Source organism: Streptomyces sp. NPDC002076, from assembly GCF_053593835.1.
The window spans coordinates 36,352-60,780 of sequence record NZ_JBSFDI010000022.1; the positions used below are offsets into that span (position 1 = coordinate 36,352).

The 24,429-nt window shown below is 72.9% G+C and carries 18 protein-coding genes and 1 pseudogene; 11 read left to right on the forward strand and 8 right to left on the reverse strand.

Translation table 11 applies throughout. The annotated features are described in order from the left end of the window. Positions 1-161: 161 nt before the first annotated feature. The 3 genes from ACWCQS_RS35405 to ACWCQS_RS35415 all read right to left on the reverse strand — a co-directional run bounded on the left by ACWCQS_RS35405 (position 162) and on the right by ACWCQS_RS35415 (position 4,716). Positions 162-2,045, reverse strand: a complete 1,884-nt coding sequence (locus ACWCQS_RS35405) for a glycoside hydrolase (protein ID WP_451008267.1) — start codon at positions 2,043-2,045, stop codon at positions 162-164. A gap of 11 nt (positions 2,046-2,056) precedes the next feature. Continuing rightward, the gene (locus ACWCQS_RS35410; protein ID WP_451008268.1) at positions 2,057-3,298 is read right to left on the reverse strand and encodes an ROK family transcriptional regulator; all 1,242 of its coding nucleotides are present in this window, start codon (positions 3,296-3,298) and stop codon (positions 2,057-2,059) included. A 155-nt stretch (positions 3,299-3,453) separates the two neighbouring features. Continuing rightward, entirely contained in the window at positions 3,454-4,716 is a 1,263-nt protein-coding gene (locus ACWCQS_RS35415) for an FAD-binding protein (RefSeq protein WP_451008269.1), read from the reverse strand. A 158-nt stretch (positions 4,717-4,874) separates the two neighbouring features. Between ACWCQS_RS35415 and ACWCQS_RS35420 the strand changes: the two genes are divergently transcribed. The 7 genes from ACWCQS_RS35420 (at position 4,875) to ACWCQS_RS35450 (ending at position 13,606) form a co-directional block, all read left to right on the forward strand. Then, on the forward strand, positions 4,875-5,549 hold the full coding sequence (locus ACWCQS_RS35420; RefSeq protein ID WP_451008270.1) for a pyridoxamine 5'-phosphate oxidase family protein: 675 nt from the start codon (positions 4,875-4,877) through the stop codon (positions 5,547-5,549). 58 nt (positions 5,550-5,607) lie between these two features. Further along, positions 5,608-6,945 carry a radical SAM protein gene (locus ACWCQS_RS35425; RefSeq protein ID WP_451008271.1) on the forward strand — a complete coding sequence of 446 codons (1,338 nt, stop codon included), beginning with the start codon at positions 5,608-5,610 and terminating at the stop codon, positions 6,943-6,945. Positions 6,946-7,182: 237 nt separating this feature from the next. Continuing rightward, on the forward strand, positions 7,183-8,658 hold the full coding sequence (locus tag ACWCQS_RS35430; RefSeq protein WP_451008272.1) for a cellulose binding domain-containing protein: 1,476 nt from the start codon (positions 7,183-7,185) through the stop codon (positions 8,656-8,658). 267 nt (positions 8,659-8,925) lie between these two features. Continuing rightward, positions 8,926-10,020: a ribosome small subunit-dependent GTPase A gene (gene rsgA, locus ACWCQS_RS35435; RefSeq protein WP_451008273.1), complete on the forward strand. Its 1,095-nt coding sequence runs from the start codon at positions 8,926-8,928 to the stop codon at positions 10,018-10,020. 81 nt (positions 10,021-10,101) lie between these two features. Next, complete coding sequence (locus ACWCQS_RS35440; RefSeq protein WP_451008356.1) at positions 10,102-11,505, forward strand: bifunctional transcriptional activator/DNA repair enzyme AdaA; 1,404 nt, start codon at positions 10,102-10,104, stop codon at positions 11,503-11,505. Further along, entirely contained in the window at positions 11,502-11,993 is a 492-nt protein-coding gene (locus tag ACWCQS_RS35445; RefSeq protein ID WP_451008274.1) for a methylated-DNA--[protein]-cysteine S-methyltransferase, read from the forward strand. The genes ACWCQS_RS35440 and ACWCQS_RS35445 overlap by 4 nt, the downstream gene beginning before the upstream one ends. Positions 11,994-12,415: 422 nt before the next feature. Beyond that, entirely contained in the window at positions 12,416-13,606 is a 1,191-nt protein-coding gene (locus ACWCQS_RS35450; RefSeq protein ID WP_451008275.1) for an SGNH/GDSL hydrolase family protein, read from the forward strand. Positions 13,607-13,624: 18 nt separating this feature from the next. On the opposite strand, the gene ACWCQS_RS35455 is transcribed toward ACWCQS_RS35450, so the two are convergent. Next, on the reverse strand, positions 13,625-14,107 hold the full coding sequence (locus ACWCQS_RS35455) for a DUF456 domain-containing protein (protein ID WP_451008276.1): 483 nt from the start codon (positions 14,105-14,107) through the stop codon (positions 13,625-13,627). Positions 14,108-14,165: 58 nt separating this feature from the next. Then, positions 14,166-14,684 (reverse strand): annotated as a pseudogene (locus ACWCQS_RS35460) (helix-turn-helix transcriptional regulator); the annotation flags it as partial. A gap of 96 nt (positions 14,685-14,780) precedes the next feature. Here ACWCQS_RS35460 and ACWCQS_RS35465 point away from each other — a divergent pair. From ACWCQS_RS35465 to ACWCQS_RS35475, 3 genes are all read left to right on the forward strand, one after another. After that, positions 14,781-16,274 carry a protein phosphatase 2C domain-containing protein gene (locus tag ACWCQS_RS35465; protein ID WP_451008277.1) on the forward strand — a complete coding sequence of 498 codons (1,494 nt, stop codon included), beginning with the start codon at positions 14,781-14,783 and terminating at the stop codon, positions 16,272-16,274. A 27-nt stretch (positions 16,275-16,301) separates the two neighbouring features. Continuing rightward, positions 16,302-18,044, forward strand: coding sequence for a pyruvate dehydrogenase (locus tag ACWCQS_RS35470; protein WP_451008278.1), 1,743 nt, complete (start codon positions 16,302-16,304; stop codon positions 18,042-18,044). A gap of 299 nt (positions 18,045-18,343) precedes the next feature. Continuing rightward, a complete protein-coding gene (locus ACWCQS_RS35475) occupies positions 18,344-18,817 on the forward strand; it encodes an ATP-binding protein (RefSeq protein ID WP_388624102.1) in 474 nt (157 codons plus the stop codon). Between the two features lie 149 nt (positions 18,818-18,966). Here the strand turns inward: ACWCQS_RS35475 and ACWCQS_RS35480 are convergent, their stop codons facing one another. Continuing rightward, positions 18,967-20,016 carry a DUF2637 domain-containing protein gene (locus ACWCQS_RS35480; RefSeq protein ID WP_451008279.1) on the reverse strand — a complete coding sequence of 350 codons (1,050 nt, stop codon included), beginning with the start codon at positions 20,014-20,016 and terminating at the stop codon, positions 18,967-18,969. A gap of 708 nt (positions 20,017-20,724) precedes the next feature. Between ACWCQS_RS35480 and ACWCQS_RS35485 the strand changes: the two genes are divergently transcribed. Further along, the gene (locus ACWCQS_RS35485) at positions 20,725-21,522 is read left to right on the forward strand and encodes a GntR family transcriptional regulator (RefSeq protein WP_451008280.1); all 798 of its coding nucleotides are present in this window, start codon (positions 20,725-20,727) and stop codon (positions 21,520-21,522) included. A gap of 72 nt (positions 21,523-21,594) precedes the next feature. Here the strand turns inward: ACWCQS_RS35485 and ACWCQS_RS35490 are convergent, their stop codons facing one another. Both ACWCQS_RS35490 and ACWCQS_RS35495 read right to left on the reverse strand, forming a co-directional pair. Continuing rightward, positions 21,595-22,362 (reverse strand): hypothetical protein, encoded by a 768-nt coding sequence (locus tag ACWCQS_RS35490; protein WP_451008281.1) that lies wholly within the window; start codon positions 22,360-22,362, stop codon positions 21,595-21,597. A 167-nt stretch (positions 22,363-22,529) separates the two neighbouring features. Beyond that, complete coding sequence (locus ACWCQS_RS35495; protein ID WP_451008282.1) at positions 22,530-24,203, reverse strand: PucR family transcriptional regulator; 1,674 nt, start codon at positions 24,201-24,203, stop codon at positions 22,530-22,532. Positions 24,204-24,429 lie beyond the last annotated feature (226 nt).

Below are 24,429 nucleotides of genomic sequence, written 5' to 3' on the forward strand. Positions count from 1 at the left end.
GGACGTTAACCTTCGGCTAATGCTTCGGCAAGGGGTTGGACGAAGTCTGTTCGAAGCGTTGTGGCCGGTTCGGAATTCCGAACACCCTGAAGGGGAAAGGGAGATGAGGGCCGCCGGGCCAGGGGAGTGGCCGGCGGCCCTCGGTCAGGGAAGAGTGGCGGTTACTGCCGGGCCCAGGCCTCGTTGGCGCCGCCGTTGCAGCTGTACAGAATCACCTTGCTGCCGTCGGCGGTCGCCTGTCCGCTGACGTCCAGGCACTTGCCCGAGGCCTCGTTCACGATCTGCCCGTTGCCGTTCAGCAGCCAATGCTGAGTGCCGTCGTCCGTGGCGGCCGCGGTCGTGGTCAGGCCCGAACCGCTCGCCGTCAGATAGCCGTTGGCGCCCTTCAGGGTGCCCTTCGCGTCGTACGACCACGACTGGCCCGCCGCGCCGGTGCAGGAGGCGAGCGTGGCCCCCGAGGCGTCGGCGGTCAGGCACTTGCCGGACTGCTTGCCGACCAGGGAGCCGGTGAGCGCCGTACTGCCCTGGCCCTTCTGGTCGAAGACGTAGGTCGTGATGGAGCGGGCGGCCAGGGTCGAGGACACCGTTCCGCCGCTGACGGCCGGCTTCGCGACCTTCGCCCAGTTCTCGTCCGCCGAGGTCCGCACCGCCTGGGTCGCCCGCACCGGCGCCTTGCTGTTGAAGTGCAGGTTCAGCGCGGTGTCGGTGGTGTTGTGGTTGTTCACCACGACCACCCACTGCCCGGTGGGGGTGCCCCCGGGCGAGCCTGTTCGAGCCTGGGGGAGGTCGTACGACGACACCTCCACCCCGTCCGGGGCGCCGGTCACGTCGTGCGCGACCGCGCCCGGCCGGACGAACCGGCTGTACTGGCCGAGCGCGTAGTACCGCTTGGTGAAGTACAGCTTCTGGTTGCCGTTCGTCGCGTAGTCGGGGTCGTAGTAGATCAGGCCGTCGTTCCAGCCCTGGTCGTTCCTGGTGTTCGGATCGGTGCCGTAACCGCTGGCGAGCGCCACCCACCACTGGAACGCCGAGTCGTGGGAGACCGCGAAGTCCTTGTAGATGATCCGCGACATCAGCAGGGCGTTGTCGATGGTCGGGTCGTACTCCTGGTTCCAGCCCGTGGTGCCCTTGCCGAAGCAGCAGATCTCGGTGGCCCAGGGCGTCTTCCCGACCGACTTCGCCGTTTCGTAAACGTTTCCGAGCTGGCCGTCGTCCGGGTTGTTGTACGTGTGATGGGCCAGCTTGGACACGTACTGCGCGGTGCCGGGCTGCGTGATCCACTGCGGGACCTCGCTGGTGAACTGCGTGGTCCTGCTGGACTCGTCCGCGATGATGCCCGTCTTCTGGTGCCGGGCCCGCTGCTCGGCGCCCAGCGCGCGCACGATGTCGTCGCGCTGGTCGACGGGCACCGGCATGCCCTCCTGACCGCAGTCGGCGAAGCTGTTGTCCGGCTCGTTGAAGGGGCTGATGTAGTCCAGCCGCACGCCCTGCCGCGTGAAGTGATCGGTCACATCGGCGATGTACTTCGCGAAGTCGGTCTCGTTCTCCGCCTTCAACTGGCCGCCGCAGCTCTTGCCGTTGGTCGTCCACCGGGCGGGCGCGCTGTTGACGAAGGCGATCAGATCCTGCACGCCGTATCGCGCGGCGTACTTCAGGAAGGTCCGGCCGCCGTCGTCCTTGCTCCAGTCGTAGGAACCGTCGGAGGCGAGGAAGTCCTCGGCGGCGCGGGCCGGCGTGGTGACCGCGACACCACCGCCGCCGATGTTGTAGCGGTACGAGCTGAGGGCCAGCCCCTGCTGAGAGAAGAGGAGTCTGCCGACCCGTGCCTGGACCTCGGGGTCGAAGTGCTGGAGGTCGTTGACCCACCAGGCGCCGGACGCACCGATGTTGTCGATGGTCTGGGCTCCGTGGGGGGAGACCTCGGCGGCGGCCGGGGCGGCGGCGTCGGCACTCGCGGTCGGGGAGCCGAGGAGGGCCCCGGTGACGGCAAGTGCGGCGGAGGCTGTCAGCAGCAGGAATCTCTTGCGGGGGTGAGACACGTGCATCCCTTCCGTCGTCATGAAGGCGGTGCGGTACGGCTCCTTGCGTTGCTGCCTCTTGCTGACCTCTGCCCGACGGACTGCAGCGCCCCCTCCAGCGCGAACGTGGCCGCGCCGAGGGACACCGGGTCGGTGGGGATCGGGGAGAGGACGATCTCGGTGGCGGCCAGCGGCCGGCGCAGCGCGTGCCGGGCGACGGCCTGGCGGACCTCGCCGAGCAGCGGCTCGCCCAGCCGGGCGGCGACCCAGCTGCTGAGCACGACCACTTCGGGGTTGAGGAGGTTGATCAGGTCGGAGATGCCGGCGCCCAGGTAACGGGCGGTGTCCCGGACCACCTTGAGGGCCACCGGATCGCCCGCGGCGACCCCGCCGGCCAGGGCGTCGACGGTGGCGGTCTGGTCCTCGGGGTGCAACAGCGGGGACTGCGGGCTGAGTTCGCGCAGGTTCTGCATGATGCCGGGCGCGCCGACGTACGTCTCGACGCAGCCGTGGTTGCCGCAGTGGCACAGCCGTCCGTCCAGCACGAGCGTGGTGTGGCCCCATTCGCCGGCGCTGTTGCTCACGCCGCGGTGCAAGCCGCCGCCGAGGGCGAGACCGGCGCCGACCCCGGTGCCCAGATTGACCACGACCGCGTCCCCGCGGCCCCGTGCGGCTCCGAACCACAGCTCGGCCACCGCGCAGGCGCGCAGCGGATTGTCCAAGTACAGGGGGTACGCGATGTGTTCGGCGAGCAGGTCGAGCAACGGCACGTCGTGCCAGTCCCAGTTGGGCGCGTACTCGGCGACACCGGTGTCCCGGTCCACCTGGCCCGGCACGCTCACCCCGACGCCGAGCACCCGGGCCGCCTCGACCCCGGCCTGCGCCACCACCGAGCCGACGGCCGCGGCCACATGGCCGACCACCTGTTCCGGGCGGCTCTCGCCGGGCCGCATGTCCTCGTCGGCGCGGGCCAGCACGTTCAACGCCAGGTCGAACAGCTCGACATGGACGTACGTCTCCGCGATGTCGACGCCGATCAACGCGCCCCCCGACGCGTTGACGGCGACCAGGCCCCGGGGCCGGCCGCCGGCGGAGTCCTCGAACCCCACTTCGGTGATCATGCGGAGGTCGAGCAGCTCGCCGACCAGCGTGGCGACCGTGGCCAGGCTCAGTCCGGTGGCTGCGGCCAACTCCTGCCGGGAGGTGGGAGACTCGGCGATGATCTGGCGCAGCACCTCGTAGCGGTTCGCGGTGCGGATGTCACGTGATGTGCGCTTCAATGCGGCTGCCCCTCCCATCCCGTCCAGCCGGACCAGGCCGGGGCGACATCGGCACCGGCGCGGGCGCCAGGCTATGGGCTGGCGCGGAGTTTCGACAAGGGGTTAGGAAAGGGGCTGGAGGAAGTCCGTCGCGGCGAGGTGGCGAGAGAGGGCCGTCAGTCGTCCAGAAGATCCCGCACGAAGGCGTTCGTGAACTTGCCGGCCGGATCCAGGGAGCGGGCGAGGTCGCGGAAATCGCGGACGCGTGCATACCGCCGACGGACCACCGCCGGCGGGATCTCGTACACCTTCCCCCAGTGCGGCCGCGGATCGAACCGGATCAGCGCCTCCTCCAGTCGGCGTACCACCGGCAGCACGGCCGCCTCGTCCCGCACCCAGGTGAAGTGCAGGGCCACCGAGTTCCGCGCGTGGGCGGGGCTGAGCCACTGCGTGTCTGCGGCGACCGTCCGCACCTCGCAGGTCTGCAGGACGCCGGCGACCACCGACCGGATGGCGTCGATGCGCTCCAGGGCCTCCACCGCTGCCGTCCGTGGCAGCAGATACTCCGACTGGATCTCCGCCCCGCTGCTCGGCGTGAACTCCGCCCGGAAGTGCGGCAGTCGTTCGTGCCACGGACCCGGCACGCCCAGCTGCTCGGTGCAGTTGCCCGCGGGCATGCCCGGCACCGGGTGCAGCGGCACCTTCGCGGGCGCCGCCCACGGGAAGTCCACCGCCGGCTGGTCGGTACGCCGCTTGACCCACACCTGCCGGAAGCCCGGCTCCCGCCAGTCGGTGAACAGACTCACGCTGTATCCGGCGGCGGCCACGGCGGCGAAGTCCAGCCCTTCCAGCGGCAGTTCGGTGAACACATGCTGTTCGACCTCGTACGCCGGCTCCAGATCGAGCGTGAGCGCGGTGACGACGCCGAGCGCGCCGAGCGAGGTCACGGCACCGTCGAACCGCTCGTCCCCCCGGCCGATCGTCACCGTCGAGCCGTCCGCCACGACCAGCTCCACCTCCCGCACCGCCGAGGCGAGCGGCCCGTTGCCGACGCCCGAGCCATGGGTGCCGGTCGCCACCGAACCGGCCACCGAGATGTGCGGCAGTGACGCCATGTTGGCCAGGGCGAGCCCGTGCGCGTGGACCGTCCGGGCCAGTTCGGCGTAACGGACCCCGCCCGCGACCCGGACCGTGCGCGCGGCGGTGTCGACCTCGATCACGGGCGGCAGACCTGCCGTGGACAGCAGGACCCCGTCCGCGCCCGGGTCGGCGATCCGGTTGAAGGAGTGCCCGCTGCCCAGCACCCGCACCCGCGCACTGCCCGCCACCAGCGCGGCGAGCGTGTCGAGGTCGCGCGGACGGCGGACGTCCCGCGCGGCATAGGTGATGGTGCGCGCCCAGTTGCTGACCGTCCCGGCGGTCTCGGCCGTCCCTGTCACAGTTGCGTCCCTCCCGGAGAGTCCGTGTGCCCCGACCCTCTCATCCGGCATGGCCCAGGAGGGAGGCTTGCTGCGGATTTCGTTGTAGAAATCGCATTCATCGACGTATCCGAATTTCAATTGCTCTGATGAATGCGATATCGGTACCTTCTCGCTCCATGAATCAGGAACCGCTTCCCGCCCGCCTGCCCGTCACCGACCGCACCCGCCACCGCCGGCTGCGCGAGCAGGGCAGCCTGGAGCGGGCGGAGCTGGAGGCGATCCTCGACGCCACCTTCGTCTGTCACCTCGGGGTGCTGGTCGAGGGGCGGCCCGTCGTCGTGCCCACGGTGTACGGGCGGGACGAGCGGTGGCTGTATCTGCACGGATCGGTGGCCGGCCGCAGCCTCGCCGGTGACACGCCGGTGTGTGTGACGGTCACCCATGTGGACGGGCTCGTGCTCGCCCGGTCCGTGTTCGAGCACGGCGTCAACTACCGCAGCGCCATGGTCCACGGCACCGCCCGCAAGGTCACCGACCCCGAGGAGAAGCTGGAAGGCCTGCGCCGGCTCACCGAGCACTCCGCGCCGGGCCAGTGGTCGTACGCCCGCCGCCCCAGCCGCAAGGAACTGGCCGCCACCACCCTCCTCGCCCTCTCCCTCGAAGAGGCCTCCGTCAAGATCCGCACCGGCGCCCCGGACGACGGCGACGGACCCGACGCGGCGCTCGGCCTGTGGGCCGGGGTCCTGCCGCTGACCACGGTCTGGGGCGCCCCGGAGCCCGACCCGGCGCTGCCGGCCCAGGCCGTCGTACCGGACCACATTGCGCGCCGGGCGGGGACCCGGCACGGCTGAGCCGCAGGCGGGGGCATACGGTGTGAGACGTACGCCTGAACCGGGAGGAGACAGACGGATGGGCAGTCGTACCGCGCTGGTCGAGGATCTGATGGAGCGGTTCCCGCACGTGCCACGGGAAGCCGTCTTCAAGGAGGACCTGCTCCGCGGCGGCGTCGCCTTCGAGCCGACCGCCCTCAGCGACAACGAGAACGGCGAGGTCAAGCCGAAGTCGTACTTCATCTTCTCCTTCGACCACGGCACCCTGCCCGAACTCGGCGAGGCGGCGCTGCGGCGCCCGCCGGAGGAGATCATCCTCACCGGCGGTCCGTACGACCTGCGCCGTACCGTCGTCTCCGTACGGGTGAACCCGGCCTCGCCGTACCGGGTGGCCGCCGACGAGGAGGGGCTGCTCGGGCTCTACCTCGACGGGAAGCGGATCGCGGACGTCGGCGTGCCGCCCATGCCGGAGTACTACCGGCACACCCTCTCCAACGGGAAGTCCGTGATGGAGGTGGCCCCGACCATCCAGTGGGGTTACCTGATCTATCTCACCGTTTTCCGGGTCTGCCAGTACTTCGGCGCCAAGGAGGAGTGCCAGTACTGCGACATCAACCACAACTGGCGCCAGCACAAGGCGGCGGGCCGTCCGTACACCGGCGTCAAGGACGTCGAGGAGGTCCTGGAGGCCCTGGAGATCATCGACCGGTACGACACCCAGAAGGCCTCCACCGCCTACACACTGACCGGCGGCGCCATTACGAAAACGGTTGCCGGGCGCGACGAGGCCGACTTCTACGGCCACTACGCCAAGGCCATCGAGGAGCGCTTCCCGGGCCGCTGGATCGGCAAGGTCGTCGCCCAGGCGCTGCCCAAGGCGGACGTGCAGCGGTTCAAGGACTACGGCGTGCAGATCTACCACCCCAACTTCGAGGTGTGGGACCGCCGGCTGTTCGAGCTGTACTGCCCCGGCAAGGAGCGGTACGTCGGTCGAGACGAGTGGCACAAGCGGATCCTGGACTCCGCCGAGGTGTTCGGCGCGCGCAATGTGATCCCGAACTTCGTGGCGGGCGTGGAGATGGCCGAGCCGTTCGGGTTCACGACGGTGGACGAGGCCATCGCGTCGACCACCGAGGGCCTGCGCTTCTTCATGTCGCACGGCATCACGCCCCGCTTCACCACCTGGTGCCCGGAGCCCACCACCCCGCTCGGCAAGGCCAACCCGCAGGGCGCGCCGCTGGAGTACCACATCCGCCTGCTCCAGGCCTACCGGCAGACGATGGAGGACTTCGGGCTGTCCTCCCCGCCCGGCTACGGCCCGCCCGGACCCGGCCGCGCCGTCTTCTCCGTCAGCTCCTTCATGGACAGCCTGCCCGCGGTCGAACCCACCGAGGCGGAGACGCCGGCCGAGGTGTGATCCCACGCACCCGGCCCGCCCCGCGTTGAGCGCGACGGTGTCCGCATCCGTACTCCAGGCCGGAGTTGTGGGCTCGTCGCGTCATGCATCCGTCCCGCCACCATCGGTAACCGGATGTGAACAGGCCGCTTGTCAGTTGTGTCCAGGACGTGAAAGGCTCTGTGCCCTGCCGTGAGGTTCCCCGCAACTCCCTTCCTTCTGTGGTGAGTTGACCTCGCTTGTGGATGCAGGAGTCCCATGCCCGACCTGCCGACCCCCAAGGACGCCACCGAGTCCGCGCTGTTCTCGGAGGGCTGGGACGCGGTGCTCAGCTACGCGGACCTGTGCACCTCCGGGTCCCTGACGGCCCATCAACTGGCGACCGAGGCCTTCGCGCTCGGCATGCGCGAGATCCGCGCCGCCGCGAGCACCCATGTGCGCGGCGCGGGCCGCCGCACCGCCCGGCTGCCCACGATCCCGGGGCTGCTCACGGCCGTGCGCGACACCGCCGCCGCCTGGGAGGCCGACGGGCAGGGCCACAAGCTCGACCCCGACCTCAGGCTGTGGCTCAACTCCGGCAACGCCGCACGCTATACGGGACCACCGCTGGAGCGGCCGGTCGCGCTGCGCGGCCTCAGGGACATGCAGGAGGCCGACGCGTCGCTGCTGTGGCTGGCCGAGGTGGAGGCGCTGCCCCTGCCCACCGTCGCCCGTCGGCTCGGCCTGGACCCGGCCACGGTCGCCGACGAACTCGACCAGGTCCGCACCCTGTTCCGGGACCGCTGCCACCGTGCCCATCTCGACACCCCGATGGACGCGCGGTGCCGCTCCTACGCCCGCCTGCTGGACGCGGTCACCCGCTCCCCGGCCGCCGACACCCCCGAAGACCTCTCCCGGCACCTCGCGACCTGCGTGCGGTGCGCCGAGGCCGCCGCGTGCCTGCGGCTGCACGGCGGCGGGCTGCCCGCAGCGCTGGCCGGCGGGGTCATCGGCTGGGGCGGCCTCGCCTACCTGGAACGCCGCCGCCGCGCCGCCGAGGTCCGCCTCGGCGCGGGCCGCCCCGCCGACCCCGCCGCCGGTGATCCGGAGGAGGGCAGCGGCCGCAGCCGTGCGCTGCGCGGCAGCCTGCTCGCCGCGGCCGTGCTGCTCTCCGCGCTGGCGCTCGGCGTGTCGATGATGCCGTTCGGCGCCTCCGGCGACGACGGCGCCGCCGCCCGCGACGACCGGCAGCCGGTCGCCGCCGACCCCAGCGTCTCCCTGACCGGCACCCCGTCCGGCTCGCCGACGGCGCACACCCCCACCCCCTCCGCCACGCGGGCCACATCCGGCTCCGGCCACCGGCAGCCCGACCCCGAACCCCAGGGCAGCACCTCCTCGGCCGCGCACCACCCCGGCCCCGCCCGCTCCAGCGCCCCCACGGACGGCTGCCGGGTCGCCTACGACCTCGTCGACCAGTGGTCCAACGGCTTCCAGGCCACCGTCACCGTCACCACCGACCGGCCCCTCGACGGCTGGACCCTGTCCTGGGCCTTCCGTGACGGCCAGCAGGTCGGCCAGATGTGGGACGCCACCGTCCACCAGAGCGGCGCCCGGGTCACCGCCACCGCCGCCGACTACAACAAGACCGTCGCCGCGCACGGCACGCTGTCCCTGGGGTTCATCGGCACCTGGCAGGGCAGAAACCGCACACCGTACGCTTTCATGCTCAACGGGGCGTCCTGCACGGGCGGGTGAGCGCGTCGTATGCAAACAGCGTCGTACGGCGGACGCGCCATACGGAAAATGCTTTGACGCAACGCCCCTTCGGCGGGATACGGTTTCCACGCACGCCGAGGTGGTGTGCGCATATGCGAGTGGGACGAGGAGGTGTCGACCGATGGCTGTCATTGCGATGGGCGCTGCCCGCATCCAGGAATCCATCAAGTCCACCTCCGTGGCCACCGGCTGAACCCCCGCGCATCGAACGCGCCTGCCCGGGGCCACCCTTGTGAAGGGTCTCCCTTGACTTCCACCTCTGCTGTGTCCTCCGCGCTGGCTCCCTACGGCTGGGACGAGGCCTGGGCCGACGCGTTCGCCCCGTACGCCGCCGAAGGGCTGGTGCCCGGCCGCGTCGTCCGGGTCGACCGCGGCCAGTGCGACGTCGTCACCGCCGGCGGGATTGTCCGCGCCGACACCGAGTTCGTCGTGCCCCGTGACCCGATGAAGGTCGTGTGCACCGGGGACTGGGTCGCCGTGGACCCCGACGGTGATCCGCAGTACGTCCGCGCGTATCTGCCGCGCCGCACCGCCTTCGTCCGCTCCACCTCCTCCAAGCGGTCCGACGGTCAGATCCTCGCCGCCAACGTCGACCACGCCGTGGTCGCCGTGTCGCTCGCCCTCGCCCTCGACCTCGGCCGGATCGAACGCTTCCTCGCCCTGGCCTGGGAGTCCGGCGCCCAGCCCGTCGTCGTCCTCACCAAGGCCGACCTGGTGCCGGACCCGGTCACCCTCGCCCACCTGGTGCAGGACGTGGAGACGAGCGCGCCCGGCGTGCCGGTGCTCACCGTCAGCGCCCTGCACGGTGAGGGGCTCGACGTCCTCGTCGCGCTGGTCGGCTCCGGCACGTCCGTGCTGCTCGGCCAGTCCGGCGCGGGCAAGTCCACGCTGGCCAACGCCCTCGTCGGGGCGGACGTCATGGACGTGCGGGCCGCGCGGGACGTCGACGGCAAGGGCCGGCACACCACGACCACCCGCAATCTGCTCCCTCTGCCTTCGGGTGGGGTGCTGATCGACACCCCCGGACTGCGGGGTGTGGGCTTGTACGACGCCGAGAGCGGGGTCGGCCAGGTGTTCTCCGAGATCGAGGAGCTGGCCGAGCGGTGCCGCTTCCACGACTGCGCCCACGAGACCGAGCCGGACTGCGCGGTGCGCTCCGCCGTGGAGAGCGGCGAGCTCCCGCAGCGCCGGCTGGAGAGCTACCGGAAGCTGGTGCGGGAGAACCAGTGGATCGTGGCCAAGACCGATGCGCGGGTCCGTGCGGAGCTTCGACGGGACTGGCGGAGGAAGGGCGCCGAGGGGAGGGCGGCGATGGAGATCAAGCGGGGGCGCCGGATGTAGGGCGCCCCGGGCAGGCACACCATCGCCATGTCCGATTCCCGCCAGCCCCATCCCTCGCCCCGGTCCACACTGGAACACGTGATGGACGAAGACACCAGGTACGAGGCGGTGCGGAGCCGGGACGGGCGGTTCGACGGAGTGTTCTTCTTCGCCGTCGAGACCACCGGCATCTACTGCCGGCCCAGCTGCCCGGCGGTGACGCCGAAGCGGCACAACGTGCGGTTCTTCGTGACGGCCGCCGCCGCGCAGCGCTCCGGGTTCCGGGCCTGCCGGCGGTGCCGGCCGGACGCCGTGCCGGGGTCGGCGGAGTGGAACGTGCGGGCGGACGCCGTCGGGCGGGCCATGCGGCTGATCGCCGACGGCGTCGTGGACCGCGAGGGCGTCGCCGGGCTCGCCGCGCGGCTCGGCTACAGCGCGCGGCAGGTGCAGCGGCAGCTCACCGCGGAACTCGGCGCCGGCCCCGTGGCGCTCGCCCGGGCCCAGCGGGCGCACACCGCGCGGGTGCTGCTGCAGACCACCGAGCTGCCGGTCACCGAGATCGCGTTCGCGTCCGGCTTCGCCAGCGTGCGGCAGTTCAACGACACCGTCCGGGAGGTGTACGCCTCGACGCCGACCGAACTGCGGGCCGCCGCCCCGCGGGGCCGGGGCGCCTCCCGGGGTCGGGCCGCTCCGGGCGCCGGGATACCGCTGCGGCTCGCCCACCGCGGGCACTACCAGGCCGCCGCCGTCTTCGACCAGCTCGCGGCGGAGGCGGTAACCGGTGTAGAGGAGGTTTCCGGCGCGCCGGGCGGCCGTACCTACCGGCGCACGCTGCGGCTGCCGTACGGCACCGGGATCGTCGCCGTCGAGGAGCGCACCGGGGCGCCGAGGACCGGTACCGGCACCCATCCGGGCGGCTGGCTCGACGCGCGGCTGCACCTCACCGACCCCCGGGACCTCACCACCGCGGTGCAGCGGCTGCGCCGCCTGTTCGACCTCGACGCCGACCCGTACGCCGTCGACGAGCGGCTCGGCGCCGACCCCCGGCTCGGCCCGCTGGTCGCCGCGCGGCCCGGACTGCGCTCGCCCGGCGCCGTGGACCCGCCGGAGGCCGCCGTCCGCGCCCTGGTCGGGAAGGAAGGCGCGCAGGAGCTGGTGCGGCGGTACGGCAAGGCCCTCGACGCGCCCTGCGGCAGCCTCACCCATCTCTTCCCCGAGCCGGCCGTCCTCGCCGAGGCCGAGCCGGACGGGCCGCTGGGCGCGCTGACCGCTGCCCTCGCCGACGGCACCGTACGGCTGGACCCGGGCGCCGACCGGGACGACGCGCAGCAGGTCCTGCTCGCCCTGCCCGGGCTGGACCCGGTCACCGTCGCCGCCGTACGCGTACGCGCCCTCGGCGATCCGGACGTCGCCCCGCCCGGCGCGGAGGTGCCGGACGACTGGCGGCCCTGGCGCTCGTACGCCGTCCAGCATCTGCGTGTGGCAGGAGAGTGGAACGACCGATGACAACCGTTTACTGGACCGGACTCGACGCCCCCGTGGGCCGCTTGCTGCTCACCGCAGATGCGGACGGGGCGCTCACCTCGCTGTCCGTGCCCGGGCAGAAGGGCGGGCAGAGTGTGCAGGACGGATGGCGGCACGACGCCGGGCCGTTCCGCGCCGCAGCGGACCGGCTCGCCGCCTACTTCGCCGGTGAACTCAAGGAATTCCGGCTGCCGTTGAGCCCGCGCGGCACCGAGTTCCGGCAGCGGGTGTGGGCCGCGCTGGACGAGGTGCCGTACGGCGCCACCGTCACCTACGGAGAGATCGCCGCACGGATCGGCGCCTCCCGCGCGGCGGTTCGCGCCGTCGGCGGAGCGATCGGTGCCAACCCTCTGCTGATCGTGCGCCCGTGCCACCGGGTCATCGGCGCGGACGGCTCGATGACCGGGTACGCGGGCGGAGTCGAACGGAAGGTGTGGCTGCTGACCCTGGAGGGCGCGCTCACCGGCTGAGCCCGGTCCGGCGGACTTCAACACCTCCTCGGCCGGCCGGGAGCACCTCCTCGCTGACATGCGGGCCCAAGTCGTGTGGTCCGACGAGGAGTTCGGCCGCGTCGTGCAGCCGCCGGTCAGGATCGTGCCGTCGTCCTGGAGTCGGAAGCCCACGGGATCCGCCTGCGGCCGGCCGTTCGGGTCGGCCGTGGCCTGCGGCCCGGCCGCTGCGACGCCGGACAGGCGCGTTCCGCCTCGCCGAATGCGGTCCTGAGGCCGGCCGAGCACACCCGCCCGCCCCGCACCTCGACTGCACGTCCCAGAGCCGCCGTGCCGCCTCCGGTTGCGCCGAGCGGGTGGACCGCCGTCGCGGATGCGGTGGGGCGGCGCGGGCGTGTGGCACGGTCTGCTCCGAGGGGCAACGGGGAAGGGCGGGTGCGGAGATGGCCGGGGCCGGACGGATCCTCGCGGTGCTGTTGCTGGCGATGCTGCCGGCCACGACGGTGCGGGCCGTGGCGGAGCCGGCGGCGCCGCACTGGACGGGCAGCTGGGAGACCGCGCCGTCGGGAACCGTTTCCGCACTGCCCGGCGCCGCGATCCGCAACGTCGTCCACCTCAGCGTCGGCGGTACGGCCGTGCGCATCCGCCTCGGCAACCGTTTCGGCACCGCGCCCCTGCGGCTCGGCGCGGTCACCGTCGCGCTGCGCCGGGGCACCGGCCCGGACGCCGTGCCCGGCACGCTGCGCACCGCCACCTTCCACGGCACCGCGACGGCCACCGTGCCGCCCGGCCAGGACACGGTCACCGACCCGGTGCCGCTGCCCGTCCCGGCCGCCGCCGACCTCCTCGTCACCGTGTACACCCCCGGCGACAGCGGGCCCGCCACCTCCCACCAGACCGCCCTGCAGACCAGCTACGTCGCCCCGCACGGCGCGGGCCGGGCCGCCGACCAGGGCGGCGCCGCCTACACCACCCTCATCAGCCGCTGGTACTACGTCACCGGCGTCGACGTCCTCGGCTCCGCCGCGGGAAGCATCGTCGCGTTCGGCGACTCCCTCACCGACGGAAACGGTTCCACCCCCGACACCAACCACCGCTGGCCCGACCGCCTGGCCGAACAGGTCCTCGCGGACCGGCTCGGCGTCCTCAACGCCGGCGTCTCCGGAAACCGGCTGCTGAGCGACGGCGTCGGACCGAGCGCCCTCGCCCGCCTGGACGCCGACGCCCTGGACCGGGCCGGGGTACGGGCCCTGGTCGTCCTGGAGGGCATCAACGACATCAAGGGCACACCGACGGCCGGCGACGTCACCGCCTACGCCCACGCCTACCGCACCCTCGTCGCCCGCGCCCACGCCCGGGGCATCCGGGTCGTCGGCGTCACCCTCACCCCGTACCGGGGCTTCGCCGCCTACACGGACGCCCGCGAGGCCGTACGGCAGCAGGTGAACGCCTTCATCCGCACCGGCGGCGCCTTCGACGCGGTCGCCGACGCCGACGCAGCCCTCCGCGACCCGGTCGCCCCGACGCGCCTCCTGCCCGCCTACGACCACGGCGACCACCTGCACTTCAACGACACCGGCATGGCCGTGGTGGCCGAGACGGTACGGCGGGCTCTCGCCGAATCCCCCTCGTGACCGCTCCCTCGTCACCGCTCAACCCCACAGCACCGCCCCCAGCCAGGCGCCCGCGATCAGCAGGCAGGCGAACAGCTCGGTCAGCACGCTGGAGCCGCCCGAGCGCATCGTCGTACGGAGGGCGGCCATCGCCTCGCCGTGCCCGCCCAGGCGCAGCCGCTCGTGCAGATAGATGCCGGCCACGAAGCCCGGCAGGGCGCCCAGTACCGGCAGCAGGACGAAGCCGAGGAACGCCCCGGCGCCCGCGTACACCCCCATCCGCGGTGTGGCGCCGCTCCGGCGGAGCCGGCGCGGGGGCAGGGCCGCGCGCACCGCCAGCGACAGCAGCAGCACTGCGGTGGCGCCCACCAGGACCGCCCACGCCAGCGGCTGCGGATCCGTCAGCGCCCACCACAGCACCGCCGCCCACACCAGCCACGAGCCCGGCACCCCGGGCAGCAGCACTCCGCACAGGCCGAGCACGACGACCACACCGACCAGCAGGAGCTCCCACACTCCCATCTGCCCAGAGTGCCGGAGAAGGCTCGAGAAGGCAGGTGGGTGCCGGGTCGGCCGGAGCCTACGCGCGCGTGACCCAGCCCCGCTCGTACGCGTGCCAGCCCAGCTGCAGCCTCGTCGTCACCCCGGCCAGCTCCATCAGCCGCCGCACCCGGCGCTGCACGGTCCGCAGGCCCAGGTCGAGCTGCTTGGCCACGCTCGCGTCGGTCAGCCCGGCCAGCAGCAGCGACAGCACCTCCAGATCGGTGGCGTCGGGGCCGTCCGGTTGCTCCTCGACCACCTCCGACGCCCCCAGCCGCAGCGGCAGCGCCTCCCGCCACACCGACTCGAACAGCCCGGCCAGCAGCTCCAGCAGCCCGCTGGCGTGCACCACCAGCGCGGCCGGCTCCGCCGTGCGCGAGGTCAGCGGCACCATCGCGAGCGAACGGTCGGCGATCACCAGCTTCGTCGGCACCCGGTCCACCGCCCGCACCTGCTCGTCCCTGCCCAGCGCCGCCGTCAGCTCGGTCAGCCCGTGCGGCGGCTCCAGCACCGCGCGCTCCACCACCCGGTAGCGCACCCCCCGCCCGTACGGCTGTTCACTCCCTCACCCGACACGCCGTTCGACGCCGCCGGGTGCGCCGGATTTTCCCGATGCCCCGTTTTCATGCGGCCCGTGCGGTGGACAATTAGGGGCATGAGCCAGCAGGGGGGAAGGCCCGCCCGTCCTGAGGACGACTGGTGGGGACAGCTGTACGACGACTCCACCGAGGACACGGGACCCACGGCCGGGCCCGATTCCCTGGACGAGCGCTTCGCCTCCGCGAAGCACACGGTGACGGGCCTGCCGGCTACGACACCACCGCGCGAGGCCGTGCCGCCGCGTGATCCGGGGCCGTCGCGTGATCCGGCGCCGGGCGGTCGGAACGGGGACGGCGACGCGCGCAGTGAGGACGGCGGCTCGGGCCGGGGCGCCGCAGGCGCGGAGGTGACGGACCAAGGCGCGGAAGGCGCGGAAGGCGCACGGGGAACGGAGTCCCGGGAGCCCGCCGTGCCGACGCAACGCGCGGCCCCGGACCCCGCCGCCCCACCACCCGTCCCTCCGCCACCTGTCCCCCCACCACCCGTCCCCCCGGCCCCGGCGCCCGACCGGTCCCCGTCGGCGCAAGCAGCCTCCCCAGAGCCACAGATCCCGTCGGCACCCCCCTCCGCCGTCGACTACGTCGGCTCCGGTCCGCCCACCTACGACCCCGAGCCCACCGCGCTGCCGGTCGCCGATCCGGACGGGCTGGGGGAGTTGGTCGCGGACACCGTGCTGGACGGTGCCCGGTACGGGGCCTGCACGCTGCGGGCCGTGTCGTTGCGCGGGGACTCGGCGCGGTACCGGGGCGAGCCGCGCCGGGATTCGTTGCTCACCGCCCGGTTCGGGTCGGGGGAGCAGGCGCTGGTGCTCGTCGCGATGGCGACCGGAGTGCGGGGCACCCCGGCCGCGCATCTGGCGGCGGCCGAGGCGTGCCGGTGGATCGGGCGGGCCGTGGGCCGCAGTCATCACCGGCTCGTGGAGGACATCCGGGCGGCCCGGCGCGGCGACCTGAAGTCGGGTCTGCACCGGCTGACCGACCGGAGCCTCGGCAGGCTCCGCGCGAGCGCCGACGAGCAGGGCATCGACCCGGAGGAGTACACGGCGAGCCTGCGCTGTCTGCTGCTGCCCGCCGACCCCGACTGCCGTACGCGCGTGTTCTTCGGCGTCGGCGACGGCGGCCTGTTCCGGCTGCGCGACGGCGCGTGGCAGGACATCGAGCCGACGGCGTCGCCCGCCGACACCACCGGCGATTCCGTGGTCGGCTTCGGCTCCCCGCCCCCGAAAACGTTTGCCGAAACTCCCGAGGGCGACCGGCTCACCATGGACTTCGGCATCCCCACCCCGCCGAGCCCGTACGAACCCGCGCCCGAGCCGCCCCGCGAGCCGTTCCGTTTCCGTGCCTCGGTAGCCCGCCCGGGTGATGCCCTGGTGATGTGCACCGGGGGCCTGGCCGATCCGCTGCGCGGCGAGGCCGCCCTCTGCGCCTACCTGGCCCGCCGCTGGTCCGGCCGCACCCCGCCCGGGCTCGCCGCGTTCCTCGCCGACGCCCAGGTGCGGGTGAAGGGTTACGCCGACGACCGTACGGCGGCGGCCGTGTGGGAGGCGTAACCGTTTCCCCTGTGCATCCATGGGTGCATGGCCAAACAGAACGTAGCGGAGCAGTTCGTCGACATCCTCGTCCGCGCCGGTGTGCGCCGCCTCTACGGCGTGGTCGGGGACAGCCTCAACCCGGTGGTGGACGCCGTCCGCCGCAACGCCGCCATCGACTGGATCCACGTACGCCACGAGGAGACCGCCGCCTTCGCGGCCGGCGCCGAGGCGCAGCTCACCGGGAAACTGGCGGCCTGCGCCGGCTCCTGCGGCCCGGGCAACCTGCACCTGATCAACGGCCTGTACGACGCGCACCGCTCCATGGCTCCGGTGCTCGCGCTCGCCTCGCACATCCCGTCGAGCGAGATCGGCCTCGGCTACTTCCAGGAGACCCACCCGGACCGGCTCTTCCAGGAGTGCAGCCACTACAGCGAGCTGATCTCCAGCCCGAAGCAGATGCCCCGGCTGCTGCAGACCGCCATCCAGCACGCGGTCGGGCGCAGCGGGGTCAGCGTGGTCGCGCTGCCCGGTGACATCGCCGCCCAGCCGGCCCCGGAGAAGGCCGCGCAGAGCGCCCTCGTCGCCTCCCGGCCGACGGTCCGGCCCGGCGACGCCGAGATCGACGCGCTCGTGGAGATGATCGACGCGGCAGGGAGAGTGACCCTTTTCTGCGGAAGTGGCACGGCAGGTGCGCATGCGGAGGTCATGGAGTTCGCCGGGAAGATCAAGTCTCCGGTGGGGCACGCGTTGCGCGGCAAGGAATTCATCCAGTACGACAACCCGTACGACGTCGGCATGAGCGGACTGCTCGGCTACGGCGCCGCCTACGAGGCCACCCACGAGTGCGACCTGCTGATCCTGCTCGGAACCGATTTCCCGTACAACGCCTTCCTGCCCGACGACGTCCGGATCGCCCAGATCGACGTGCGCCCCGAGGTGCTCGGCCGTCGCTCCCGCCTCGACCTCGCCGTGTGGGGCGACGTCCGCGAGACGCTGAGCTGCCTGATCCCGCGGGTGCGGGAGAAGACCGACCGGCGCTTCCTCGACCGGATGCTGAGGAAACACGCCGACGCACTGGAGGGTGTGGTCAAGGCCTACACCCGCAAGGTCGACAAGCACATCCCGATCCACCCCGAGTACGTGGCCGCCGTCCTCGACGAAGTCGCGGACGACAACGCCGTGTTCACGGTCGACACCGGCATGTGCAATGTGTGGGCCGCCCGGTACGTCTCGCCCAACGGCCGGCGCCGGATCATCGGTTCGTTCTCGCACGGGTCGATGGCGAACGCGCTGCCCATGGCGATCGGCGCCCAGTTCACCGACCGGCGCCGGCAGGTGGTGTCCATGTCCGGCGACGGCGGGTTCTCCATGCTGATGGGCGACTTCCTGACGCTCGTGCAGTACGACCTGCCCGTGAAGGTCGTGCTGTTCAACAATTCCTCCCTCGGCATGGTCGAGCTGGAGATGCTCGTTTCCGGGCTGCCCTCCTACGGCACCGCCAACACCAACCCCGACTTCGCCGCCGTCGCCCGCGCCTGCGGGGTCTACGGGATCCGGGTGGAGAAGCCCAAACAGCTGGCCGGCGCGCTCAGGGACGCCTTCAAGCACAAGGGACCGGCGCTGGTGGACATCGTCACCGACCCCAACGCCCTGTCCATCCCGCCGAAGATCAGCGCCGAGATGGTCACCGGTTTCGCGCTGTCCGCCTCCAAGATGGTGCTGGACGGCGGCGTCGGCCGTATGGTCCAGATGGCCCGCTCCAACCTGCGCAACGTGCCGCGCCCCTGAACCCGGAGGCGGAGGGGCGCATTTCGGCCACTTTCACGGCGTGTGACGGTGTGCCGACGGCCGGTGCCGGGCGCATCTGCCTTGCCGTCCCGGGACGTCCGTGGCGGGCAGAGCCCTGCGGGGAGCCGGCCACCCCGGTGCGGCGGGGCCCGGCGGCCGGCCCGTACGCCGTACAGCAGTGGCCGAACCGCCAGTCGTCGGGTATGTGTGATGACTGCCCGTGTGCGTGCTGGGCAAGGATCCCCCGTGAACGTGTTCGACCAGGAGGGGCAGGGTCCAGCGGCGTGCGGGCGGGGGTCATGAAGAGTCAGGCACGAGGGGGCGGTCCCGCGGTCGTCGGGGGCTCCTCGGCGACGACGGGGGAAGAGGCCGGCACCATCACGGAACACGCGCACCGGCTCCGGCGCAGGCTGGGGCGGGCGGATCTGAAGGCGGTGCCCGAGGCCCGCCGGGAGCTGCGAGAACTGCTGCGGCACTGGGGGAAACCGGGCCGTTCGGAGATCGCCGAACTCCTCACCAGCGAACTGGTCACCAACGCGCTCGTCCACACCGACGACGACGCGGTCCTCACAGCGGTCGTGCAGCCGGGCGGACTGCGCGTGGAGGTACGGGACTTCCTGGCTCGCAGACCGGAGCTGAGAGGCCCGGACTCGGACGACGACACCCATGGGCGGGGCCTGGTGCTGGTGCAGTCCCTGGCGGACGCCTGGGGTGTACGGCCGCACGGGGTGGGCAAGGCGGTGTGGTTCGAACTGGGCGCCGAGGCGGCGTGACGCTCCGCGGGAAGGCGGGGTCACAGGATGGGCGCGGGCAGGTTCTGAGACGGGCCGGGTGGGAAATGGGCCGGGGGTGCGACCCGTGCGGTCACACCCCCGGCCCGTCGTGAGCGGTGGTTCCGGCCGGACTGCCCTGTGCGGCGGTCCTAGCCGAACTGCTGCTCCAGGTCCTTCAGCTTGCGCTCAAGGGAGTCCAGGCGCGGCAGGGCCATGGTGTCGTCCTCGGCGGTGAGGTCGACGGTCACCTGCTCAGCGGACCCGCTGCGGACCGGCTGCAGGGAGGGGCGGGCGCGTACGGGCAGCTGTTCCGCGGTCGATATGGCAGGCTCCGCGGTCGCCGGGGCGGGGCCGCGCTCCACCGCCTGCACCTCGACCTCGACCTGCCGTCCGCCCCGGTTGACGAAGCCGCGGTGGCCCCGGCTGATGGCCTTCAGCTGGGCGCGCTCGATGCGCTGCTGCTCGCGCCGGCGCTGCCGCCGCTCCTCCTTCTGCCGCTTGTCGTCGCGAACCTCCTCGACCGCCTCGTCCAGGCTGCGCACGCCCTCCAGGAGCATCAGCGACCAGGCCCGATAGGTCTCGCGGGGGGCGCGCAGCCAGCGCACGATGCGGATCTGCGGCAGCGGACGCGGCACCAGGCCCTGCTCGCGCAGCGCGGCCCGGCGGGTCTGCTTCAGCGCGCGGTCGAACAGGACGGCCGCCGACAGTGACATACCGGAGAAGAACTGCGGCGCGCCCGCGTGGCCGGCGCCCCGGGGCGCGTGCACCCAGTTGAACCAGGCCGCCGCCGCGGCGAACATCCACACGAGGATCCGGGAGCCGAGGGCCGCGTCACCGTGGCTGGCCTCGCGCACCGCGAGGACGGAGCAGAACATCGCCGCGCCGTCCAGGCCGAACGGCACGAGGTACTGCCAGCCGTCGGTCAGCCCCAGGTTCTGTTCGCCGAAGCCGACGAGGCCGTGGAAGGACAGGGCGGCCGCGACCGCCGCACAGCAGAACAGGAGCACATAGGAGGCTGTGCCGTAGATGGCCTCCTTGCGTCTGCGGCGCTCCTCGCTGCGCTCCCACGAGTCGTCCGCGCTCGCGTTCTCCCCGGAGGAGCGCTTGCCGCGCGCGAGCACCGCCACCGCCGCCAGCATTCCCAGGAGCAGTACGGCGCCCGGTAGGAGCCAGTTCAGCGATATGTCGGTCAGTCTCATCAGGGGTCCCTTGCATTGGGATAGGGCGTAACGCCCGCCATAGTGGCCCACTCCCGACGGCCCTCAGGGGGTTTCGGGGCAAGAGGCCGCCAAGGAAGTGCAAGGGAATGCCCTGGGCGGCGTTCTGCTCGAACTGCCGCATGAGGGGCGGGAGTTGAGTTCGAATAAGACTACCCGTACGGATGGTTCCTCGGAAAGTTCCCGCGACAGGTGAGGAAGTTGTGAATCACCTGCCCGTGGGGCCCGTCCGCCGGTGACCGGTCCGCCCCGGTGATCCTAGTGGACCCGGGACGGTGCTCAGTTCCTGAGGGGGCCTCAAGTCGCCGTGTCGGCCCCGGGTTTCGCGATCCGCTCGCGGTGGCTGGTGGGCGGGCAATGGCGCAGTCGTTCTCCGGGCCGGTCGGCGAGCGGAGCGGGGGCGAGTTGGCGTACGCCGGGCCGCGCCGGGCAGCGGCCGCTCCGGCTCCCTTACGCCTGCCCCCCGCCGCACCCGCGGCCCGAAGGCGGCCGGCACGGCTCCGGATGCTCGGCGACGGCCGCCCGCACCTCGGACCGCAGCGCCTCCGCGTTCGCGTGAGATAGGTAAGGCTAACCTTTGCTACTCCTCGGTGAATTTGAACTACCGGCTCGGGCGCCTATGGTGCTTGACGAACAAGTGACAACCCGCCGTTAATGACCCAAGTGCCGACAAGCCGCCAGGAGGGATCCGTGAAGCAGCGCGCGCAGGGCTCCGCCGGTGCGGGGACGCCGCCCGGTGACGCCCGGGTGCCCGCGCAGCCGCGCCCGGCGGACGCCCCCGACGGCTTCCGCGAGCGGGACACCGCCGTGCCCGCCGCCCGCGCCGCCCGCGGGGAGCACACGCACAGTGAGCGCCCGATTCCGGAGACCCGGCCCGCGGTGCAGCGCTCCTCGGTGCGCGGGCAGATCCTGGACGCGCTGCGTACGGCGCTGGTGACCGGGGAGCTGAAGCCGGGCGAGGTCTACTCGGGGCCGGTCCTCGGCGAGCGGTTCGGTGTCTCGGCCACGCCCGTGCGGGAGGCCATGCAGCAGCTCGCCCTGGAGGGTGCCGTCGAGGTCGTGCCCAACCGCGGGTTCCGGGTGGTCGAGCGGGGGGCGCGGGAACTGGCCGAGCTGGCGGAGGTGCGGGCGCTCATCGAGGTGCCGGTGATGCTGCGGCTCGCCCGGACCGTACCGGGCGAGCAGTGGGCCGAACTGCGTCCGCTCGCCGAGGAGACGCTACGGGCGGCGGGCACCGGCTGCCCGGCGACGTACGCGGAGTCCGACCGCGCCTTCCATCGCGCCCTGCTCGCGCTGTCGGGCAACGAGCAGCTGGTCGGCATCGCGTCCGATCTGCACCGGCGCTCGCAGTGGCCGCCGGTTCGGCGGGGCCGGGCGTATCTGGTGGCGGACGCGGCCGAGCACATGGCTCTGCTGGACGCGCTGATCGCCGGGGATGTGGATGGGGTGCGGGGGTTGGTGTCCCAGCACTTCGCCGGGGCCCGCTGAGGGATTGCCGAAAGGCACGACCGCCCGCGGCTGCGGCGCCGAGCCTGCCGACGAGACCGACCCCACCCGCCCCTACGCCGTAGCCACCCCCGGAGCCGGCGGCGCCAGCTGTCGGGCCAGCCATGTCGGTACACCCCCGAGCAGCCGGAACAACCGTCGCGCCTCCTCCCGCAACCGCGAAGCCTCCGGCTCGGACTCCGCGTCGGCCAGTGAGGCCAGCGCGGGGGCCGTGCCCACCAGATAGCCCAACTCCTCGCGGATCCGCAGCGATTCGGCGAAGCCGTGCCGCGCCTCGGGCAGCTCGCCGTCGCGCAGGGCGAGTCCGGCGAGGTGGCGCCAGGTGAAGGACAGCAGCAGCGGATCGGCGTGCGCGGCGGCGCCCGCGTGCGCCCGGCGGTACGCGGCGCGCGCCGCCTGCGGGGAACGGGTCAGGTTCTCCGCGACCAGGCCCCGGCGGAAGTCCAGCAGGGCCCGGCCCGGCGCCCCCGGCGGGATCAGCGCCGCTGCCCGCCCCAGCGCGGCCCGCGCCTCGTCCGCGCGGTCCCGGACGCCGTGCAGCGTTGCCGTGTAGGCGAGTTGGCCGCGCTCACAGGCGGCGGCACCGCGCTCCTCGTCGGTGTGCGCGAGCGCCTCCGCCGTCCGCAGGGCGTCCTCCGCGTGTTCCCAGCCCCGCTCGGTGTACAGGCACCGTTCGACCAGCAGCGCGGCCCGTTGCAGGGACGTGGCGGGGGTGTCCGGCGGCAGCAGGGCCGCCGCGTCCGCCCAGCAGGCCCGCGAGCGCAACCGCCATACCGCGGTCTGGAGCGGATCGTCACCGGCGGTCGTTCCGTTACCAGACATGGCGGGATGCGCCACGTTGCCCTCCCCGAGCACGCCATCGAGCTGTTGAGTGGTGGCGGCATTCCAGCACCAATCGCAGGGCGGGGCCAAGAGGGTGGGTGAAAGATTTCACAAAGTCGTGGGGCGCGGGCGTGGCCGGGTTCGGCCGCCGCGCGCCCCCGCCGGCCTCAGCTCATGCGCAGGGCGAGGAAGAAGTCGAGCTTGTCCTCCAGGCGCGACAGGTCCCGTCCCGTCAACTGCTCGATCCGGCCCACCCGGTAGCGCAGCGTGTTGACGTGCAGGTGGAGCCGGGTGGCGCAGCGGGTCCAGGAGCCGTCGCAGTCCAGGAACGCCTCCAGGGTCGGGATCAGCTCGGCCCGGTGGCGGCGGTCGTAGTCCGTCAGCGGGTCCAGCAGGCGCGCGGTGAAGGCGCGGCGGACGTCGTCGGGGACGAAGGGGAGCAGCAGGACGTGCGACGCCAGCTCCTGGTGCCCCGCCGCGCAGACCCGGCCCGGGCGGGCGGCCGCCACCCGGCGGGCGTGCCGGGCCTCCTCCAGGGCGCCGCGCAGCCCCTCCGCGGAGTGCACGGCCGCGCTGACGCCGAGGGTGAGCCGCCCGTCGTCGTTCAGGCCCGCCGAGAGCGTCTCGCGCACCGACTGCAGCAGGGAGTCGGCCAGCAGCCCGGTCTCCGAGCCGTCGTGCTCGGTGGAGACCGCCGGCAGCGGCACCAGGGCGATCGCCTCGTCGCCGGTGTGCGCGACGGCGATCCGGTCGGACGGCTCCGGGCCGGTCGCCTGCGGGTCGACCAGCACTTCCTCCAGGAGCGACTGGGCGACCGGGCCGCCCTCGACCTCGCCGCCGTCCCACTCCACGCGGGCCACCACGACCTGCCAGTGCGGGGCAGCCCCGAGCCCGGGCAGCAGCACCGGGGCGGCCACCCGCAGGCGGGCCGCGATCTCGGCCGGCGCCGCGCCCGTCTGGACCAGCTCCAGCACCTCCTGGGCGAGCCGGCGCCGCACCGTGCGCGCCGCGTCCCGGCGGTCCCGCTCGACCGAGATCAGCTGGGTGACGCCCTGCAGCAGGTCCAGCCGCTCCTCGGGCCAGTCGCCGGCGTCCGCCTCGACGGCCAGCAGCCAGTCCGACAGCACCGACTCGCGCACATCGCGGGCGGCCTGCGGGGAGCGGCCGGAGGAGCGGATCGGGAAGAGGGAGTAGGTGCTGCTGCCGAGCAGGACGCGGTGCGGGCCGCGGCGGCCGGTGCGGGTGGCCGCCAGGTGCTCGGCGGCGAGCCTGGCACAGGTCTCGGCCGGCAGGGCCGGGCCCGCGACCTTGGAGCCGGCGATCAGCCGGCCGGTCGGGGCGAGCACCCAGGCGCGCAGGTCCAGGTCGGTGCCGAGCAGGTCCAGGACCACGTCCGGGCCGCCGCCCGCCGGGCCCGAGGTCATCATCCGCCGGTGCCGGTCGACCACGGCCGCCAGGTCTCCGGCGCGCTCGCTGGAGACCTGCCGGACGACGTGCTCGGTGATCGTGGCGAAGGCCACCGACTCGTGCACCGCGAACAGCGGCAGCCGGTGTCTGGCGCAGGCCAGGACCAGGTCGTCCGGGACATCGCCCAGCTCCGCCTCACCGGCGGCGAGCGCCGCCACCCCGGCCTGCACCAGGATCCGTACGAACGGCTCGGAGTCGGCGGCGTCCCGGCGCCAGGCCAGGCCGGTCAGCACCAGCTCGCCGCCGGAGAGATAGCGGCTCGGGTCGCGCAGGTCCGTGGTCATGACCCCGCGCACCGACCGGTCCAGTTCCTCCTCGCCGCCGAGCAGCCGCAGGCCCAGCGCATCGGTGTCCAGAAGTGCGCGCAGCCGCATCTCGTCGCCGCCGTTCTATGTCTCGAAACCTACGATGAATCTTGGAGGGTGACGGGGAAGTCACCCCGAACCTGTCGCCCGGGAACGCGTTCGGCGGTCCCCCTGCTGTTTCCTGCGTTTCTCCAGGAAAACGGAGAGGTTACCGATGACCTCCGTTCATACGAATCTACAAGATGCTCGCTGTGGCCAGCGAACTCCTTCATGGTTTCGGTGACTGACCCCGCCG

Coding starts and splice junctions, on each gene's coding strand:
- ACWCQS_RS35405 (WP_451008267.1), bottom strand. CDS start 2,045: ATGCACGTGTCTCACCCCCGCAAGAGATTCCTGCTGCTGACAGCCTCC.
- ACWCQS_RS35420 (WP_451008270.1), top strand. CDS start 4,875: ATGAATCAGGAACCGCTTCCCGCCCGCCTGCCCGTCACCGACCGCACC.
- ACWCQS_RS35425 (WP_451008271.1), top strand. CDS start 5,608: ATGGGCAGTCGTACCGCGCTGGTCGAGGATCTGATGGAGCGGTTCCCG.
- ACWCQS_RS35430 (WP_451008272.1), top strand. CDS start 7,183: ATGCCCGACCTGCCGACCCCCAAGGACGCCACCGAGTCCGCGCTGTTC.
- ACWCQS_RS35440 (WP_451008356.1), top strand. CDS start 10,102: ATGGACGAAGACACCAGGTACGAGGCGGTGCGGAGCCGGGACGGGCGG.
- ACWCQS_RS35445 (WP_451008274.1), top strand. CDS start 11,502: ATGACAACCGTTTACTGGACCGGACTCGACGCCCCCGTGGGCCGCTTG.
- ACWCQS_RS35450 (WP_451008275.1), top strand. CDS start 12,416: ATGGCCGGGGCCGGACGGATCCTCGCGGTGCTGTTGCTGGCGATGCTG.
- ACWCQS_RS35455 (WP_451008276.1), bottom strand. CDS start 14,107: ATGGGAGTGTGGGAGCTCCTGCTGGTCGGTGTGGTCGTCGTGCTCGGC.
- ACWCQS_RS35465 (WP_451008277.1), top strand. CDS start 14,781: ATGAGCCAGCAGGGGGGAAGGCCCGCCCGTCCTGAGGACGACTGGTGG.
- ACWCQS_RS35470 (WP_451008278.1), top strand. CDS start 16,302: ATGGCCAAACAGAACGTAGCGGAGCAGTTCGTCGACATCCTCGTCCGC.
- ACWCQS_RS35475 (WP_388624102.1), top strand. CDS start 18,344: ATGAAGAGTCAGGCACGAGGGGGCGGTCCCGCGGTCGTCGGGGGCTCC.
- ACWCQS_RS35480 (WP_451008279.1), bottom strand. CDS start 20,016: ATGAGACTGACCGACATATCGCTGAACTGGCTCCTACCGGGCGCCGTA.
- ACWCQS_RS35490 (WP_451008281.1), bottom strand. CDS start 22,362: ATGTCTGGTAACGGAACGACCGCCGGTGACGATCCGCTCCAGACCGCG.
- ACWCQS_RS35495 (WP_451008282.1), bottom strand. CDS start 24,203: ATGCGGCTGCGCGCACTTCTGGACACCGATGCGCTGGGCCTGCGGCTG.